General features: G+C 59.1%; 2 protein-coding genes. Both read right to left on the reverse strand.

All coding sequences use genetic code 11. The features are described from left to right. Positions 1–575: RHS repeat-associated core domain-containing protein (locus ACPDIX_RS14945; protein WP_423432604.1), on the reverse strand; the 575-nt coding region annotated here is incomplete at its 3' end. Between the two features lie 658 nt (positions 576–1233). Then, the gene (locus ACPDIX_RS14950; protein ID WP_423432605.1) at positions 1234–1965 is read right to left on the reverse strand and encodes a hypothetical protein; all 732 of its coding nucleotides are present in this window, start codon (positions 1963–1965) and stop codon (positions 1234–1236) included. Between the last annotated feature and the right edge of the window lie 799 nt (positions 1966–2764).

Below are 2764 nucleotides of genomic sequence, written 5' to 3' on the forward strand. Positions count from 1 at the left end.
CCCGAGCCCAGTCCACCAGCTTCCTCTATAGGGTCCCTGCTCAACCACCGGCCAAGCGTGGGACTGTATGCGCGGTATTCGTACAGGACCAAGCTGGTGAAGTCCTCGGTGCGCTTGGTGGAGAAACGGAAGGGATTGGTACGGGCCGCAGGGCCGCTCAGGCGGAGGGGTTCGCCAAAGGGACCGTATTCGTAGCAGGCGGTTTCAGTGCCGGTGGACGCCGAAACCAGGTTCCACAGATTCCCGTTGCCGTCGTAGGTGACGAAGTGGGTGCCTGCAGCAGGACCGGTGGCCATCCGAACCCACAACAGCCCACCGACACCACCGGCGCCGTCGAGTGTTTCCGACACGTCCAAGCCCCAGATGTACGCACGCACCAAGCTGTTGTTGGTGGCGTTCAACTCCGCCACGTGCCGACCGAACAGCTCAGGATCGCTCACGAACTTCACGTCCTCCACCACCTGCCACATTCCGTTGCTCAAGACGTACGACGTCTGCCGCACCCGCCGACCCCAAGGGTCGTACTCCCACTCCACCCGTCGCCAACTGCCCTGGTCTGTCGCGCCGTAGCTCATCACCCTCGTCAGCCGGTTCTCTAAGCTCCAACTATACAGCCGGCGTCAGTGGCCAGCAAGGCTCTGCCACCGCCTCCGGCAAACACAGGGCCCAAAAAGCCGCACCCGCGCCTTCACAGGCTCCCAGCCTGTCCCCACCTCTGTGACACCTCTGTGTTCTCCGCGCCTCGGTGGTTTCCCCTCACTCACTCCAATGCATCAGCCAGTACCTCCACTGACCCTGATCGCCCACGCAGCTCCCCCATCCGTCCCTGTCCCAGCATCATCGCCACCGTCCGCCCCTGGGGCGGATAGAACGCCGGATCCGGATACCACACGTCCAGCAGACACTAACGGTACTCCTCCACCACCTGGCCCGCCCTTTGCAGAATGCGCTCGACTTCTCACACCTCCGCCAGCCCTTGCACCACATAATCAGCCGCATCCCTAAACCGCATCCTCGCGCCAGGTCGCTCCCTCTTAGGCCGCCCCCCCAAACCTCACCTCCCACCGGGGTCTGCTGGCATGTCGCCACCACCGTCGCCACCAATGCTGTTCCTTGGGTAGGCGACAATTCGCACGCGACATGAATAATGTAAGCTGAGACCTGTTGTAGTCCCAATGCCAATACAGTCTCTCCCGCACGGCGCTCCGCGCTTTTGCGGATGGCTTCTGTTCGCTACTCGGCTGATCGCGAGCCTCCGCCGGCACCTTTCTCTCGCAAAAGCTCCTCGAGTCGCGGCCAGTTGAGAAAATCTCCTCCAAATACTGCGACGACACTGTCACAATCGAAGCCGACCAACACCCACAGCTCCGGATCATATGCACCCCACTGATCGTCTCCGTAATAGCACATCAACGCACACCTGCCCTCCGCGTCGCAGACCTTGGCACTGCCGTATATTCTCTCAACCTCTTCACGCGCCGTTCCAAGCTCTATCGATCCCGGATCATACTTCCGGAGCAACTCACCGTACTGCAGGCTCATGACCACATCGCGAGGAACTGCTACCGGCGCCGCTATAAGCCAAGCGGTTATAAACCCCGGAAGATCCTTGTATCCGCCAGCGCTCCGGCTCCATGAGCGGAGCACACGAATGCCCTCATCCGAGAGAATGTTGGTCGCATCCATCACGACCTTCACACGGTCCCACGGGTCGTGCGATAGCCACACAGCTTGGAACTTTTGCCGTACGGTCTCCTGCTCCCCGATTTCGTGCGGGTATCGAGGCCGAAGAACAACCTTCTCCAACCTCTCGTTGGTGAACACGCAATACAGCCGATAGTGTGCCGGAGAGACAAGGACACTCGAACAACGAACCGTCACCCCTGCCCTACGCACCAAGAACTCGTGTCTTCCAGCCACTCCGAGCACGTCCCGCACCTCTTCTGGGCTCATGCCTCTTTTCATCAACTTCAATCGGATGCTCGGTACTTGATGCCGTCCGGCCTCATGAGCCACACACCCGCACACAAGCGTGATCCCGGTCAGGATGGTCAGGACCTGGCGCACCGCTTTTGTCGGAATACGATACATTGCACATCAGTCTCCGACGCGATCTGCTTCGTGGACGACTGTGTTATAGCGTCCTACGATGTCACACTGGTTCGACCTGCACACTTTTCCGGCGCGCCGCTGTCTGTTGCTGGTATCCAGCGACAAGGCTCGCCGCTACAATGGCTCAACATCTTCCATGTCGCTTATCCGCAACACGACTGTTGCCGGTCCTATTGCCCCGGACCGTCAAGGCTCAGAGGGCTTTTCTCCGCTCTCCCAGCAGGAGGCAGGAATTGATTCCCACTCGTAATACATGGTACCCGCATGGGGCCCATTCGGACAGAACCACATGGGCCCTCCTTCACCGCCAAGTCCTAGAAGACATGCCACCCAGCAGCCGATTACTTCTCGATTGCACTTCCCGCACCACGAGCATGGATCGAGCATCCGAAGCCAGGAGGTCGCTCGACAGGGAATTCCATCAAGGAAGCGTTTATTGTAATAGCACAAATCGTGAATGGCGCAGCATTGGAGAAAACAGTTTTCGTTCCACGGAGGTATGAGAAGACCCGGCACGTCGCACCCAGGATTGTCTAGCGCAAGATAGTCCCATGCCCACGGAGGCTGATTGTTTACAAAGTGATAGGAAGATGTCGCGTCCGTTTTTCTCTTCCTGCCAACTCGGGATCCTCGTGCAAAAGCAGTGTCTTCC

This window comes from Limisphaera sp. 4302-co (assembly GCF_049537155.1).
In the GTDB taxonomy this organism is placed as follows: Bacteria; Verrucomicrobiota; Verrucomicrobiia; order Limisphaerales; family Limisphaeraceae; genus Limisphaera.

Bases quoted from the DNA above. Each gene is read 5' to 3' on its own strand.
- ACPDIX_RS14950 (WP_423432605.1), bottom strand. From the start codon at position 1,965: ATGAAAAGAGGCATGAGCCCAGAAGAGGTGCGGGACGTGCTCGGAGTG.